Origin of the sequence: Pseudomonas sp. B40(2017) (assembly GCF_002112855.1) — a bacterium.
Lineage (GTDB): Bacteria > Pseudomonadota > Gammaproteobacteria > Pseudomonadales > Pseudomonadaceae > Aquipseudomonas > Aquipseudomonas pharyngis.
This window is the reverse complement of record NZ_NEIT01000005.1, coordinates 60,628-73,275: the sequence shown is the minus strand read 5'-3', so window position 1 is coordinate 73,275 and position 12,648 is coordinate 60,628. Positions and strand designations below refer to the sequence as shown.

The following is a 12,648-nucleotide window of genomic DNA, read 5'->3' as shown; positions in this document are numbered from 1 at the left end:
GAAATTCGCGCGACATGCTTACTTTTTGTTGCGTACGTACAGTACGAGATTGTGATCAACCATCTCGTAACCGTGCTTCTCGACGATCGCCTTCTGAAGCTTTTCGATTTCTTCGTCGAAGAATTCGATGACTTCGCCCGACTCCACGTTAACCATATGGTCGTGGTGGCCACCGTCGGCCAATTCGAATACCGCGTGGCCGCCGTCGAAGTTGTGACGGACCACGAGGCCAGCCGCTTCGAACTGGGTCAGAACACGGTAGACCGTGGCCAGACCGACGTCCTCGCCAGCTTCCATCAACGCCTTGTAGACGTCCTCGGCACTCATGTGACGCTGCTCTGTAGAGTCGAGCATTTGCAGGATCTTGACCCGTGGCAGGGTCACTTTGAGGCCGGCTTTGCGTAGTTCGCTATTTTCAACCATGGTCAGCTTTCTCGCGATGCTGCTTCGCAGCTTCTCTTAATGCGGGTATGATCGGCGTTTACGTTGTCCCAGCCAAGATAGTGGAAGTCGCCCACCGATGCAAAACACCAAGCTCTTGCTAACCAGTTTCACCTTTGTGGGACTGCTCGCACTCGCCGGTTGTTCATTCCCCGGGGTTTACAAAATCGACATCCAGCAGGGCAATGTCGTCACGCAGGACATGATAGACCAGTTACGCCCGGGAATGACCCGGCCGCAAGTACGGTTTATCATGGGCAACCCTCTGCTTGCCGACACGTTCCACGCCAACCGCTGGGATTATCTGTACAGCCTGCAACCTGGTGGCGGTGAACGCCAGCAGGAACGCATGAGTGTCATTTTCGACTCGAATGACCGCCTTGTCAGTCTGTCCGGTGACTTCATGCCGGGCGTCAGCCGTGATGAAGCGATTCTCGGCAAGGATAGCGGCACCAGCGTGACCGCTCCTGCTGAAAACGCCGAGCAGCCGAAACCGGAAAAACCGGCCAAGCCTGGCTCCTTGCTGGATCAGATCCAGAAGGACGTCGATGGCGTGGAAACCGTTCCGGTTCCAACGCCAGAACCGCTGGACACCTCGCCGCAATAATTTGCGACGCAATAAAAAACCCGGAAATTCCGGGTTTTTTATTGCCTGCCGTTCGACCACCCTACTGGTTTCGCGCCTTGGCTTCGGCAGCCTTGGCGGCACGCAGACGGCGCACCTCTTTCGGATCAGCCAACAACGGTCGATAGATCTCGATGCGATCGCCTTCCTGAACCCGCCGGGCATCAGGGTCAGCGATCACTTTGCCAAAGATCCCCAAAGGACAACTCTTCAGATCCAGCTCCGGAAATTCAGCATCAATACCGGACGCCATCAGCGCCGCACGCACCGTCGTACCCTCAGCAACACTGATTACACGCAAAACCTGACGATCAACCGCCGCATACACCACTTCGACTTCGATCACCGGCTCAACCATGCATCTGCTTGGCACGCTGGCAGAACGCGTCCACCAGCGTATTGGCCGCCTGATTGAACAAAGGACCGAGCGTCGCGCGGACCAGCGGCCCGGCGTAGTCGAAGGACAGATCCAGACTGATCTTGCAGGCCTTCTCGTTCAGGGCCTTGAACACCCAGACGCCGTGCAGCTGATTGAACGGCCCCTCCTCCAGGTTCATCTCGATCGACTGCCCCGGCACCAGCGTATTGCGTGTCACGAAGTGCTGACTAAGCCCCCCCTTGGCCACGCCGACACTGGCGCGCATGTGCTCAGGCGAGCTTTCCAGGACTTCAGCAGACGAGCACCACGGCAGAAATTCCGGGTACCGTGCCACGTCATTGACGAGGTCGTAGAGAAATTGCGCCGGATAAGGCAGCAGCGCCGATCGTTGAATATGTGTCGTCATGTAAGCGTCACTTCCAGAGCTGGGCGGCAAACACTACAAGAATGCCGATGGGCGCCACATAGCGCATCAAAAACAGAGACAGGGCGAACAGCGCCGGGCTGCGAATCGACAATTCATCACGTACCGCCTCACGCCCCATCACCCAACCGGCAAACAGCACAAAGCACAGCCCACCGAGCGGCAACATGATGCGCGAGGTGAAGAAGTCGATCACGCCAAAGAAGTCCAGGCCACCGGCCGCACCCCACTGGTAGAGATGGAAGACCCCACCATCGTTCACGAAAAATTTGGCTTCCTTCCAGATATTGAAGGAAAACACCGTGCCCAGGCCAACGAACCAGCAGGTGAACGCCAACCAGAATGTCACCCAGGCACGGCTGATTTTAGTCCGCTCGACCAGATAGGCGACCATTGGCTCCAGCAGGGAAATCGCCGAGCTCCAGGCCGCAATGGCCACCAGAACGAAGAACACCACGCCCATCAACTGGCCGAACAGCACGTTACCGAAAGCAAATGGCAGGCTGACAAACATCAGCCCCGGGCCTTCGCTCGGGTTCAAACCACCGGCGAAAACAATTGGAAACAAGGCCAGACCGGCCACCAGCGAAACGAAGGTATCAAGCAGCGCCACACCCACGACTGTGCCGGAAAGCGAGGCTTCCTTGGTCATGTAGGCGCCGTAGATCATGATCGAGCCCACGCCCACGCTCAGCGAAAAGAATGCGTGGCCCATGGCCGGCAGCAAGCCGTCGAGGACTTTTTCCGGGTGGAAGTCGAACATGAAGTGCACGCCCTCCATGAAATGCCCGGTGGTCATGCTGTAACCCAGCAGCACCAGCACCATCACGAACAGCAGCGGCATCATGATCCGCAGGCTGCGCTCGAGCCCGGCGACCACGCCTTTGGCGATCACCACAGCCGACAACAGCATGAAAACCGTGTGCCACAGCGTGATACGCCACGGGTCGGCGATGACATTACCGAAGTAGGCTCCGACCTGATCAGCCGTCGCGCCCTGGAAGTCTCCGCGCCCCATATCAATGATGTAATCCAGCGACCAGCCGCCGACCACACTGTAGAAAGACAGGATCAGCAGCGCCGTGATCATCCCGGCGAACGCGCCCCACGACCACTTGCCCGAGTGCCCAGCTTCCCGCGCCAGCACCTTCAGGGCATTCGCCGGACTCTGGCGGGCACGGCGGCCGATCAGGGTTTCGGCGAGCATTACCGGGATGCCGATCAGCGCGATACACGCCAGAAACATCAGCACGAAGGCGCCGCCACCGTAGACCCCGACCATGTAGGGGAATTTCCAGATGCTGCCCAATCCCACGGCCGAACCGGTCGCGGCGAATATGAAAACCCAGCGGCTAGCCCAACTGCCGTGGACAGAAACCTTGTCTGTCGACATCGTTTATCACGCCCAAGCGTTAGAAAAAGAGGCCGCATTGTCCGGGATTCACTCAACCTGCTCAAGCACGCAGCATCACCGTAGCCGACAGCCGTTTATCTCCATATAATGCCGCCCCTATGGCTAAACAGAAGAAACACCCAACAGGGACCATCGCGCAAAACAAAAAGGCGCGACACGATTACTTCATCGAGCACAAGTTCGAGGCTGGTCTGGTCCTGGCCGGCTGGGAAGTAAAAAGTCTGCGGGCAAGCAAGCTGCAACTGGTCGACAGTTACGTGTTGCTCAAGGATGGCGAGGCCTGGTTGCTCGGCAGCCACATCACGCCTCTGATGACCGCCAGCACCCACGTCATCGCCGACCCGGTGCGTACCCGCAAGTTGCTGCTCAACCGCCGCGAGCTGGACAAGCTCGCCGCCGCCGTGCAGCAGAAGGGTTACGCCTGCGTGTGCCTGTCCTGGTACTGGAGCAAGCACATGGTCAAGTGCGAGATCGCGCTGGGCAAGGGCAAGAAGGAATACGACAAGCGTGATACCGAACGCGAACGCGACGCCGGTCGCGAGTTGCAGCGTGCGGTGCGCAACAAGGGCAAGGAAGACTGATTCCTCTGCCTGAATGACCGTTCCCGCGCCTCGCACGGGAGCGGTCTTTTTTACATCCCTTTGCGTCGCTCGGCGCGAGCCATGCGCTGCACTTCCTGACGCACCTCTTCCAGCACTTCCTGCACATACAGAATGTGGCGGCTGGAGACCTCACGCGCCTGTTCCGCGCGACCCTCGATAATCGCCAGATACAACTCCCGATGCTGCGTGATCAGCATGTCGCGGGTTTCCGTGCGCTGCTTGTACATGCCACCGATGTTGGTCACGACGTTGCGCTTGAGCAGATCGAACAGCCCGCGAATGGTGTGCAGCAACACCGCGTTATGACTGGCTTCGGCAATCGCCAGGTGGAATTTCGCATCCGCCGCGCCCTCTTCCGCCCGGCTCACTTCGTCATGACGCGAATAGCAGTCCTGTAACTCTTCAAACGCAGCCGTCAGCCGTTCACGATCCACATCCGTGGCGCGCAATGCTGCGTAATAGGCACACGATGCCTCCAGCGTGTGGCGAAATTCCAGCAGATCGCGCTGCGCCTCGGGATTGCTTTCCAGCAATTGCAGCAGCGGATCGCTGAACGTCGAACCGAGGTTTTCCACGACATAGTTGCCGCCGCCCTGCTTGCTGACCAGCAAGCCCTTGGCCGCAAGCTTCTGAATCGCCTCGCGCAAAGAGGGCCGGGAAACGCCGAACTGTTCCGCCAGTGTCCGCTCGGCTGGCAGGCGCTCGCCGGACTTTAGCGTGCCCTCGAGAATCATCCCTTCCAGTCGCTCGACAATGTCGTCAGACAAACGGCGCTGACGTATCTGATCAAACCCCATCACTCAACTCTCCACCATCCCGACCGCTCGCCGGGCTCTCTATTCTGGCCTATCGACGCTGCGCCGACACCTGCCAGATGACGCCAATTCAACCGGTGCAATCCGATTCGCCGTCCGGTTGCTCGACAAAAGTTTTAGGGCGGCAAATTGACACACCGACATCAAGGCTTTTACCCTAGCCGACAGCACTTGTAAATTGGTCTTACCAATTAACCAAGAACGCTGACAGTGCCTGACCAACAACAATTAGGGGCCACCCCATATGCAAACCTGGCAACAGCTCTACAGCCCGCTCGGCAGTCTCGGCGTGTCCGCACTCGCGGCCGTCATCCCCATCGTTTTCTTCTTCCTCGCCCTGGCGGTGTTCCGCCTCAAAGGTCATGTGGCCGGCAGCATCACGCTCGCCCTGGCCATCGCCGTGGCGATCTTTGCGTTCCAGATGCCGGTCGACATGGCGTTCGCCGCTGCCGGATATGGCTTCGCCTATGGTCTGTGGCCGATTGCCTGGATCATTGTGGCAGCGGTGTTCCTGTACAAACTGACGGTCAAGAGCGGTCAGTTCGAGGTCATCCGCAGCTCGGTGCTGTCGATCACTGACGACCAGCGTCTGCAGGTGCTGCTGATCGGTTTCTGCTTCGGTGCATTCCTGGAAGGCGCCGCCGGTTTCGGCGCGCCGGTGGCGATTACCGCTGCGCTGCTGGTTGGCCTGGGTTTCAACCCGCTGTACGCCGCCGGCCTGTGCCTGATTGCCAACACCGCACCCGTTGCGTTCGGCGCACTGGGGATTCCGATCATCGTGGCCGGGCAAGTCACCGGCATCGATGCGTTCAAGATCGGCGCCATGACTGGCCGCCAACTGCCGCTGCTGTCGCTGTTCGTGCCGTTCTGGCTGGTGTTCATGATGGACGGCCTGCGCGGCGTGCGTGAAACCTGGCCGGCGGCGCTGGTCGCAGGCTTGAGCTTTGCCGTCACCCAATACTTCACGTCGAACTTCATCGGCCCGGAACTGCCGGACATCACCTCGGCCCTGGCCAGCCTGATTTCGCTGACCCTGTTCCTGAAGGTCTGGCAGCCGAAACGTGCCGCCGGCCAGCACATTGCCGGTGCTGTTTCCGCTTCGGTGGTGACTGCCAGCGTCGGCGGTTTCGGCCAGAAGCGCACCACCGTCGCTTCGCCTTACAGCCTTGGGGAAATTTTCAAAGCCTGGTCGCCGTTCCTGATCCTCACCGTGCTGGTGACCATCTGGACCCTCAAGCCCTTCAAGGCCATGTTCGCCGCCGGCGGTTCGATGTACGCCTGGGTGTTCAACTTCGCGATTCCGCACCTCGATCAACTGGTTATCAAGACCGCTCCGATCGTAGCCGCCCCGACCGCGATCCCGGCCGTGTTCAAACTCGATCCGATTTCCGCGACCGGCACGGCGATTTTCTTCTCCGCGCTGATTTCGATGCTGGTGCTGAAGATCAATTTCAAAACTGGTCTGACCACTTTGAAAGAGACCTTCTACGAACTGCGCTGGCCGATACTGTCGATCGGCATGGTGCTGGCGTTTGCCTTCGTCACCAACTATTCCGGCATGTCCTCGACCATGGCCCTGGTGTTGGCGGCAACCGGCGCGGCATTTCCGTTCTTCTCGCCGTTCCTCGGCTGGCTTGGCGTGTTCCTCACCGGTTCCGATACTTCGTCCAACGCCCTGTTCAGTTCGCTGCAAGCGACCACCGCACACCAGATCGGGGTCAACGACACTCTGTTGGTGGCGGCCAATACCAGCGGTGGCGTGACCGGCAAGATGATCTCGCCGCAATCGATCGCCGTGGCCTGCGCCGCGACCGGTCTGGTAGGCAAGGAATCCGATCTGTTCCGCTTCACCCTCAAGCACAGCCTATTCTTTGCAACGATTGTCGGCCTCATCACTTTGGCTCAGGCCTACTGGTTCACCGGCATGCTGGTGCATTAAGCCGACAAGCAACATGGAAAAAACCGACACCGGTTCGTGATTCCGGTGTCAGCAATTCACAACCCGGTCTGTAAGGCTGCTGAAAGCAACGCGCTCTATATTCGGCAGCCTCAACAGACGGATAACCGGGCCCACCCGGAGACACGCCTGATGAGCGAGCTTTTTTACAACGCTGTGCCCAACGCCACTCGCGTCGCACCGCCACTGCCCGAACCCCGGCAATACCCGAGCGAGAAACCGTCGCGGGTCTACCTGTTCGGCACGTGCGTGGTCGACCTGTTCTACCCGGAAGCCGGGATGGACGCGATCCACTTGCTGGAGCGCGAAGGCATCCGGGTCGACTACCCGCAAGGGCAGAGCTGCTGCGGACAACCGGCCTATACCTCGGGTTACACCGAGCAGGCACGGACGGTGGCGCGCTCGCAACTGGCGCTGTTTGCCGGGGACTATCCGGTGGTGGTGCCGTCGGGTTCGTGCGCCGGGATGATCCGCGAGCATTACGCCGACTTGTTCAAGGACGAGCCGGAAACGTTGAAACAGGTTCAGGCCCTCGCGGCCCGTACCTATGAGCTGGCCGAGTTTCTGCTGTTCGTCTGCAAGGTGCAGCTCAAGGACAGCGGCGAGCCGGTGAAAGTGGCGCTGCACACCTCGTGTTCGGCGCGACGGGAAATGAACACCCACTTGCACGGGCGCGAGTTGTTGGCGCAGTTGAGCAACGTGGAACGGGTCAATCACGATCACGAAAGCGAATGCTGTGGCTTCGGTGGGACATTCAGCGTCCGTATGCCAGACATTTCCGGCGCGATGGTGGCTGACAAGACCCGGGCGTTGAAGGAATCCGGCGCGCATCAGGTACTCAGTGCCGACTGCGGCTGCCTGATGAACATCAACGGCTCGCTGGAAAAACAGCAGGAAGCACTGCGCGGGCAACACCTGGCGAGTTTTCTCTGGCAACGAACCGGAGGTGCGCGATGAGCACTTCCACGATTATTCCTACGGTTGCCGTAGAAGAAGACTTCCGCACCCGGGCACACAACGCCTTGGGCGATTCGCAGTTACGGAACAACTTCCGCACTGCAATGGATTCATTGATGACCAAGCGGGCAGCGGCTTTCAGCGATGCCCACGAAAGAGAACACCTGCGCGCCCTGGGCAACTCGATCAGGGCGCGTGCGCTCTCCAAGTTGCCCGACCTGCTCGAGCAACTGGAACAGAACCTGACCCGCAACGGTGTGACAGTGCACTGGGCGGAAACGGTGGACGAGGCCAATGGCATCGTCCTTTCGATCATCCGCGCTCACGAGGCGCGGCAAGTGATCAAGGGCAAATCGATGGTCAGCGAAGAGATGGAGATGAACCATTTCCTCGAGGCTCGGGACATTGAATGTCTGGAGTCCGACATGGGGGAGTACATCGTCCAGCTCGACCACGAGAAGCCTTCACACATAATCATGCCGGCAATCCACAAGAATGCCGGTCAGGTCGCGTCCTTGTTCCACGACAAACTTGGCGTGGAATACACCAAGGACGTTGACCAACTCATTCAGATCGGTCGCAGGGTCCTGCGGCAGAAATTCTTCGAAGCGGACATCGGCGTCTCCGGTGTCAACTTCGCCGTGGCCGAAACCGGTACCCTGCTGCTGGTGGAAAACGAAGGCAACGGCCGCATGACCACCACCGTGCCACCGGTGCACATCGCCGTTACCGGTATCGAAAAAGTCGTGGAAAACCTGCGCGACGTGGTGCCGCTACTGTCATTGCTGACCCGCTCGGCGCTGGGCATTCCGATCACCACCTACGTCAACATGATCTCCGGCCCGCGCAAGGAACATGAACTCGACGGCCCGCAGGAAGTGCATCTGGTGCTGCTCGACAACGGTCGCAGCCAGGCTTTCGCCGACAGCGAACTGCGCCAGACGTTGAACTGCATCCGCTGCGGCGCCTGCATGAATCATTGCCCGGTCTACACCCGCGTCGGCGGCCATACCTACGGCGAGGTTTACCCCGGCCCGATCGGCAAAATCATTACTCCGCACATGGTCGGCCTGGCGAAAGTCCCGGATCACCCGAGCGCGTCTTCTTTGTGCGGCGCCTGCGGTGAAGTGTGTCCCGTGAAGATTCCCATCCCCGCACTGTTGCGCCGCCTACGCGAAGAGAACGTCAAAGCCCCCGACAGTCCTCATCAAGTGATGCGCGGCCAAGGCAGCAAGTATTCGCGCAAGGAACGTTTCATCTGGAACGCCTGGGCGAAGCTCAACAGCTCGCCGACCCTGTATCGGCTGTTCGCGTTCTTCGCCACGCGACTGCGCGCCCTGGCGCCGAACAATGTCGGGCCGTGGACGCAGAATCACAGCGCACCGAAACCCGCCGCCCGCTCATTGCATGACATGGCTCGCGAACACCTGGCCAAACAAGGAGACCGTTGATGAGCGCCAAGCAAAATATCCTCGGCAAGTTAAGGAAAAGTCTGACCGGCACCACGCCGATTGCCGACAACTTCGACGTCGATCTGGTGACCCAGCCTTACACCTACAGCGCCGAACAACGGATCCCGCAACTGCGCAAACTGATGGAAGCGGTGCACACCGAAATCCACCTGACATCCGCTGATGGGTGGCCGGCGCTGCTGGCGCAATTGCTGCGCGACCGTCAGTTGCCGAGCCTGCTGATCGCACCGACTACGCCTCACGGGCAGCGCATCACACAACACTGGGCGAACAATCCTGATCTGCCGGCGCTGAAATCCTACGACCGGCCGATGGAGGAATGGAAAGCCGAGCTGTTCAACGACACCCCGGCCAGCCTCACCGGCACCCTCGGCGCCATTGCCGCCACCGGCAGCCTGATTCTCTGGCCGACCCGCGAAGAACCACGGTTGATGAGCCTCGTGCCGCCGGTGCATTTCGCCCTGCTCAAGGCCAGCCAGATCCGCGACAACTTCTTTCAGGTGCAGCAGGAATTCGAGTGGGCCCAAGGCATGCCGACCAATGCATTGCTGGTGTCCGGCCCGTCGAAAACCGCCGACATCGAACAAGTCTTGGCTTACGGCGCCCACGGCCCGAAAGACCTGGTGGTGTTGATCCTGGAGGACCAATGACCTTACCGGCGACTTTCCTGCGCGATGCGCAGCAATTGATTCCTGCCGAACGGCGTTTCGACGATCCGCTGTCGACCCTGGCTTTCGGCACCGATGCCAGTTTCTACCGGTTGATTCCGCAACTGGTGATCCGCGTCGAATCCGAAGATGAAGTGGTAGCGCTGCTGAAACTGGCCCAGCGCGATCAGGTCCCGGTGACCTTCCGCGCCGCGGGCACCAGCCTGTCCGGACAGGCGATCAGCGATTCGGTGTTGATCGTGCTGGGGGATAACTGGAACGCCCGGGAGATCCGAGGGCAAGGCACACAAATCCGCCTGCAACCGGGGGTGATCGGCGCCCAGGCCAACGCGTGGCTCGCGCCATTCGGGCGCAAGATCGGTCCGGATCCGGCGTCGATCAATGCCTGCAAAATCGGTGGCATCGTCGCCAACAACGCCAGCGGGATGTGCTGCGGCACTGCGCAAAACACCTATCACACGCTGGCCGGGATTCGTCTGGTGCTGGCCGACGGCACGCGACTCGACACCGAAGATGCCGCCAGCGTCGAGGCGTTTCGAGTCAGCCACGGTGACTTGCTGGAACGTCTGGCGAGCTTGGGCCGCGAGACCCGCGCCAATGCCGAACTGGCCGCGCGAATTCGCCACAAATACCGTCTGAAAAATACCACCGGCCTGTCGCTCAACGCCCTGGTGGATTTCGATGAGCCTGTGGATATCTTGAGCCACTTGCTGGTCGGTTCCGAAGGCACTCTCGGTTTCATCAGCGCCGTGACTTACGACACGGTGATCGACCATCCGAACAAGGCCTCGGCGCTGATCGTATTCCCGGATGTGGAAACCTGCTGCAACGCCGTCACCGTGCTTAAAAGCCAACCGGTGTCGGCCGTGGAACTGCTCGACCGCCGCAGCCTGCGCTCGGTGCAGGACAAACCCGGCATGCCGGCTTTCGTACAGCAGCTGTCGAACAATGCCTGCGCGCTGTTGATCGAATCCCGCGCCGCTTCTTCCACTTTGCTGCAGGAACAACTGGCGCAGATCATGGCCTCGCTCAGCGCCTTCCCGGTGGAGAAACAGGTCGACTTCACCGAAGACCCGGTCGAAAACGCCCGCCTCTGGGCGATCCGCAAAGACACCTTCCCCGCCGTCGGCGCCGTGCGCAAGACCGGCACCACGGTGATCATCGAAGACGTGACCTTCCCGGTCGAGCAACTGGCCATCGGCGTAAACCGCTTGATCGAGTTGTTCGACAAACACTCCTACGACGAAGCGATCCTTTTCGGACACGCGCTGGAAGGCAATCTGCACTTCGTCTTCACCCAAGGCTTCAACAGCGCGGAAGAAGTCGCACGCTATCAGGCGTTCATGGACGACGTGGCGCAACTGGTGGCCGTGGAGTTCGGCGGTTCGCTGAAGGCGGAACACGGCACCGGGCGCAACATGGCGCCCTTCGTCGAACTGGAATGGGGCAGTGACGCCTATCAATTGATGTGGCAGCTCAAACGCCTGCTCGACCCCAACGGCATTCTCAATCCGGACGTGGTGCTCAGCGAAGATCCGCAGATCCACCTCAAGCACCTGAAACCGCTGCCGGCGGCCGACGAGATTGTCGATAAATGCATCGAGTGCGGTTTCTGCGAGCCGGTCTGCCCCTCGAAAGGCCTGACCCTGAGCCCGCGTCAGCGCATCGTGATCTGGCGCGATATTCAGGCGCGAAAGCGCGCCGGCATCGACACCACCGAACTGGAAAAAGCCTACGAGTACCAAGGCATCGACACCTGCGCCGCGACCGGTTTGTGTGCGCAACGCTGCCCTGTAGGCATCAACACCGGCGAGCTGGTGAAAAAGCTTCGCGGCCGTCACGCGACACATACGAAAACCGCCAACTTGATCGAAGGAAATTTCGCCACCACCCTGCAGGGTGCGCGTTTCACCCTGCACGTGGCCAACGGTGCGCGGATATTGTTGGGTGCACCACGCCTGGCGAAGCTTTCGGCGACCCTGACGCGGCTGTCCAAAGGTCAGGTGCCGCTGTGGACCCACGCGATGCCGCAACCGGAAAAAGCCATTCGCTTCAGCCCGGCCGTGACGGACGAACGCCCGCGCGTTGTGTATCTGGCAGCCTGCGTCTCGCGGGTGATGGGGCCGGCGGCGGGCGACAAGGAGCAGATGTCGCTGTACGACAAAACCCGTGGTCTGCTGGAAAAAGCCGGTTATCAGGTGGTGTTTCCGGACAATCTGGACAACCTCTGCTGCGGCCAGCCTTTCGCGTCCAAGGGCTATGCCGAACAGGCCGAGCACAAGCGTCAGGAGCTGATCGGCGCGCTGCTCCAAGCCAGTCGCGGCGGGCTTGATCCGATCTATTGCGACACCAGCCCCTGCACGTTGCGGCTGGTGCAGGATGTGGGAAATGTTCGACTGGATCTGTATGACCCTGTGCGATTCATCCGTACGCATCTGATGGATCGTCTCGAATTCACCCCGCAGGAAGCACCGATTGCCGTTCACGTGACCTGCAGCACTCAGCATCTTGGGGAAAGCCAGGCGCTGATCGACCTCGCGCGCAAATGCAGCAAGAATGTGGTGATTCCGGAAGGCATTCACTGCTGCGGTTTTGCTGGCGACAAGGGTTTCACCACGCCGGAGCTCAACAGCCATTCGCTGCGAACGCTCAAGGATGCGGTGCAACAGTGCAGCGAGGGGATTTCCACAAGCCGCACCTGTGAGATCGGTCTGACGCAACATGGCGGCATCGACTACCACGGTCTGGTGTATCTGGTGGACCGGGTAACCCGAGCCAAAGCCCCCGCAACCGCCCTCTGAAGAAAAATAGAACCCTTGCGAGCGACCGCAGTCCACAGAACAGGCCCCGAACAATCGGGGCTTGTCCTCCATTCGGTTGCCCGTCCTGACGGC

The 12,648-nt window shown here is 60.1% G+C and carries 12 protein-coding genes; 7 read left to right on the top strand and 5 right to left on the bottom strand.

Annotated elements, in window-relative coordinates; translation table 11 throughout:
• Window positions 1–18: 18 nt before the first annotated feature.
• Window positions 19–423, bottom strand: a complete 405-nt coding sequence (fur, locus tag CAF76_RS14425) for a ferric iron uptake transcriptional regulator (protein ID WP_039769149.1) — start codon at window positions 421–423, stop codon at window positions 19–21.
• Window positions 424–520: 97 nt separating this feature from the next.
• On the opposite strand from fur, the gene CAF76_RS14420 reads away from it, so the two are divergent.
• Entirely contained in the window at window positions 521–1,048 is a 528-nt protein-coding gene (locus tag CAF76_RS14420) for an outer membrane protein assembly factor BamE (RefSeq protein WP_074691914.1), read from the top strand.
• 61 nt (window positions 1,049–1,109) lie between these two features.
• Here CAF76_RS14420 and CAF76_RS14415 read toward each other — a convergent pair whose 3' ends face one another.
• From CAF76_RS14415 to CAF76_RS14405, 3 genes are read right to left on the bottom strand one after another with little or no spacing between them, the layout of a single operon-like run.
• A complete protein-coding gene (locus CAF76_RS14415; RefSeq protein WP_085647652.1) occupies window positions 1,110–1,424 on the bottom strand; it encodes an RnfH family protein in 315 nt (104 codons plus the stop codon).
• Window positions 1,417–1,851 (bottom strand): type II toxin-antitoxin system RatA family toxin, encoded by a 435-nt coding sequence (locus tag CAF76_RS14410; RefSeq protein WP_003221509.1) that lies wholly within the window; start codon window positions 1,849–1,851, stop codon window positions 1,417–1,419. Before CAF76_RS14410 ends, CAF76_RS14415 begins: the two co-directional genes overlap by 8 nt.
• A 7-nt stretch (window positions 1,852–1,858) precedes the next feature.
• Entirely contained in the window at window positions 1,859–3,262 is a 1,404-nt protein-coding gene (locus CAF76_RS14405) for a sodium-dependent transporter (protein WP_039769144.1), read from the bottom strand.
• Between the two features lie 119 nt (window positions 3,263–3,381).
• On the opposite strand from CAF76_RS14405, the gene smpB reads away from it, so the two are divergent.
• Window positions 3,382–3,864: an SsrA-binding protein SmpB gene (gene smpB / locus CAF76_RS14400; RefSeq protein WP_007953781.1), complete on the top strand. Its 483-nt coding sequence runs from the start codon at window positions 3,382–3,384 to the stop codon at window positions 3,862–3,864.
• A 50-nt stretch (window positions 3,865–3,914) separates the two neighbouring features.
• Here smpB and CAF76_RS14395 read toward each other — a convergent pair whose 3' ends face one another.
• Window positions 3,915–4,682 carry an FCD domain-containing protein gene (locus tag CAF76_RS14395; RefSeq protein WP_085647651.1) on the bottom strand — a complete coding sequence of 256 codons (768 nt, stop codon included), beginning with the start codon at window positions 4,680–4,682 and terminating at the stop codon, window positions 3,915–3,917.
• Between the two features lie 262 nt (window positions 4,683–4,944).
• Here CAF76_RS14395 and CAF76_RS14390 point away from each other — a divergent pair, with 262 nt between their 5' ends.
• The 5 genes from CAF76_RS14390 to CAF76_RS14370 all read left to right on the top strand — a co-directional run bounded on the left by CAF76_RS14390 (window position 4,945) and on the right by CAF76_RS14370 (window position 12,555).
• The gene (locus CAF76_RS14390) at window positions 4,945–6,639 is read left to right on the top strand and encodes a lactate permease LctP family transporter (RefSeq protein WP_007953783.1); all 1,695 of its coding nucleotides are present in this window, start codon (window positions 4,945–4,947) and stop codon (window positions 6,637–6,639) included.
• A gap of 150 nt (window positions 6,640–6,789) precedes the next feature.
• The gene (locus CAF76_RS14385) at window positions 6,790–7,614 is read left to right on the top strand and encodes a (Fe-S)-binding protein (protein ID WP_039769136.1); all 825 of its coding nucleotides are present in this window, start codon (window positions 6,790–6,792) and stop codon (window positions 7,612–7,614) included.
• On the top strand, window positions 7,611–9,065 hold the full coding sequence (locus tag CAF76_RS14380; RefSeq protein WP_085647650.1) for a LutB/LldF family L-lactate oxidation iron-sulfur protein: 1,455 nt from the start codon (window positions 7,611–7,613) through the stop codon (window positions 9,063–9,065). Before CAF76_RS14385 ends, CAF76_RS14380 begins: the two co-directional genes overlap by 4 nt.
• Complete coding sequence (locus CAF76_RS14375; RefSeq protein ID WP_085647649.1) at window positions 9,065–9,736, top strand: lactate utilization protein C; 672 nt, start codon at window positions 9,065–9,067, stop codon at window positions 9,734–9,736. The genes CAF76_RS14380 and CAF76_RS14375 overlap by 1 nt, the downstream gene beginning before the upstream one ends.
• Window positions 9,733–12,555 carry an FAD-binding and (Fe-S)-binding domain-containing protein gene (locus tag CAF76_RS14370; protein ID WP_085647648.1) on the top strand — a complete coding sequence of 941 codons (2,823 nt, stop codon included), beginning with the start codon at window positions 9,733–9,735 and terminating at the stop codon, window positions 12,553–12,555. Before CAF76_RS14375 ends, CAF76_RS14370 begins: the two co-directional genes overlap by 4 nt.
• The last annotated feature ends 93 nt before the right edge of the window (window positions 12,556–12,648 follow it).

Excerpts from the sequence above, each read along its gene's own strand:
- fur (WP_039769149.1), bottom strand. The coding sequence starts at position 423 with ATGGTTGAAAATAGCGAACTACGCAAAGCCGGCCTCAAAGTGACCCTG.
- CAF76_RS14420 (WP_074691914.1), top strand. The coding sequence starts at position 521 with ATGCAAAACACCAAGCTCTTGCTAACCAGTTTCACCTTTGTGGGACTG.
- CAF76_RS14415 (WP_085647652.1), bottom strand. The coding sequence starts at position 1,424 with ATGGTTGAGCCGGTGATCGAAGTCGAAGTGGTGTATGCGGCGGTTGAT.
- CAF76_RS14410 (WP_003221509.1), bottom strand. The coding sequence starts at position 1,851 with ATGACGACACATATTCAACGATCGGCGCTGCTGCCTTATCCGGCGCAA.
- CAF76_RS14405 (WP_039769144.1), bottom strand. The coding sequence starts at position 3,262 with ATGTCGACAGACAAGGTTTCTGTCCACGGCAGTTGGGCTAGCCGCTGG.
- smpB (WP_007953781.1), top strand. The coding sequence starts at position 3,382 with ATGGCTAAACAGAAGAAACACCCAACAGGGACCATCGCGCAAAACAAA.
- CAF76_RS14395 (WP_085647651.1), bottom strand. The coding sequence starts at position 4,682 with ATGGGGTTTGATCAGATACGTCAGCGCCGTTTGTCTGACGACATTGTC.
- CAF76_RS14390 (WP_007953783.1), top strand. The coding sequence starts at position 4,945 with ATGCAAACCTGGCAACAGCTCTACAGCCCGCTCGGCAGTCTCGGCGTG.
- CAF76_RS14385 (WP_039769136.1), top strand. The coding sequence starts at position 6,790 with ATGAGCGAGCTTTTTTACAACGCTGTGCCCAACGCCACTCGCGTCGCA.
- CAF76_RS14380 (WP_085647650.1), top strand. The coding sequence starts at position 7,611 with ATGAGCACTTCCACGATTATTCCTACGGTTGCCGTAGAAGAAGACTTC.
- CAF76_RS14375 (WP_085647649.1), top strand. The coding sequence starts at position 9,065 with ATGAGCGCCAAGCAAAATATCCTCGGCAAGTTAAGGAAAAGTCTGACC.
- CAF76_RS14370 (WP_085647648.1), top strand. The coding sequence starts at position 9,733 with ATGACCTTACCGGCGACTTTCCTGCGCGATGCGCAGCAATTGATTCCT.